The organism is Mesorhizobium sp. M7A.F.Ca.ET.027.02.1.1 (assembly GCF_004022985.1).
Classification (GTDB): Bacteria; Pseudomonadota; Alphaproteobacteria; order Rhizobiales; family Rhizobiaceae; genus Mesorhizobium.
The window spans coordinates 1-1,394 of the sequence record NZ_RZOL01000741.1 but is presented as its reverse complement, the minus strand read 5'-3'; the positions used below and the strand labels follow the sequence as shown (position 1 = coordinate 1,394).

Genomic DNA, 1,394 nt, shown 5'->3' with positions numbered 1-1,394 from the left:
CTATCGCGCCGCGGAGCGGCCGGAACCCGCCGATCTCGGCAAGGCTGGCCCGCGTCCCACGCAGGGCCAGTGAAGGACTGGCCCCGCTTGTCCGCAAGCCAACCTCGCTCGCCTGGCAGGCTCCGGACCCTGAAGCGTCCAGCCTTCCGCCGGTTCCTTTTGACCGCACCCGCAGGGAAGACCGGCACCGGGCCGGAACACCTGAAGGGCATCGCTAGAAAGGTAAGCTCAATGTCCAGTTCAACCCGCTCCACCAAGACCAAGGCCCGGGTCGTCCAGCTCCGCAAGGGCACGACCCTCGAAATGGTCCGGCTCTGCTGCCCGGATGGCCACCAGGCCACGCTCATCTCCGAAAGCTTTGGCCTCCCCGTCCTCGACAGCGACGGCATCCGCGAATTCCATGAGCGCAGCCTGATCGAAAGCGCCGATACCCTCTCCGAGGGTCTTTCCGAAAAGGCCATGCAGATCCACCTGCAAAGGATCGTCGGCTCGCATGTCGGTTCGGCCTATGGAGCAGGCCAGTTCTACTCGAAAGCCGTTACCGAGGCCAAGGACGCCACGGCCAGGCTCGCCAACGACACCCGCGACGAAGACATTGACGGTCCGGTCGGCTTCGACAGCAAGGCCCAGCGCAAGCGCGAATTCGCCGCCGACATGGGCCTTCAAGCCCACGCGTTGCGCATGGCGGCCGAGGGCGCCGTCGCCGCCTACGAGCACGTCGTTGGTGAAGGCTGGAAGCCTTACGAACGCCAGACCGAGAATCCCGGCCAGGGCGTCAGCCGGGAGGCGGCCGATCTTCAGATGGCGGCGCTCGGCTAACTGCCATCGGGCGGAGCTTCGGCTCCGCCCGATCTTCTTCGTCGATGCCATCATCGCCCTCTTGTCCGACGAGCCCCATGCACAGCGGTTTGCGAGGCGCTCGCTGGGCGCGCAGATCGGATTATCTCCGGTAGCCGTGCTGGAGGCAGCCCTCGGCCTCGCGAGGCCCGACAAGTTCGGTATCTCTGTCGACAGTCGATCCGCTGGGACTGGAATTTCTGGAAGTGGGCGGCATCAAGATTCGCGATCTGCCGCCTGCGGAACAGGGCGGCCCTCACACGCGAAGTTCCGGTTATCGTCCAACGGCAAATGCTGAAAAGTCGAAGGTATTCACATAATCGCGGAATGCAGCCTGCGCCTTGGACTGGTTCTTCAGGTTGGGGAAGATCAGCATCATTTCATAGGGTGGAATTTCCCAGCCCGGTAGCAGTTCCATAAGACGGCCAACCGCGACGGACGGCTGGCACACATAAGCGGGAAGGAGTGCGACCCCGCCGCCCGCGATGCAGGATTGCAGCAAAAACCCCATAGAATCCGAAGTCGCGGCCGCAGGCGGCCGCATGACAATCGGTGTG

General features: G+C 63.9%; 2 protein-coding genes. One reads left to right on the top strand and one right to left on the bottom strand.

Annotation, left to right across the window (positions count from 1 at the left end):
* The first annotated feature begins 231 nt into the window (after nt 1-231).
* The gene (locus EN749_RS35750) at nt 232-819 is read left to right on the top strand and encodes a hypothetical protein (protein WP_128364927.1); all 588 of its coding nucleotides are present in this window, start codon (nt 232-234) and stop codon (nt 817-819) included.
* A 292-nt stretch (nt 820-1,111) separates the two neighbouring features.
* On the opposite strand, the gene EN749_RS35745 is transcribed toward EN749_RS35750, so the two are convergent.
* Nucleotides 1,112-1,394 (bottom strand): LysR substrate-binding domain-containing protein (locus EN749_RS35745; protein WP_245491585.1); only part of this gene is annotated, 283 nt, incomplete at its 5' end.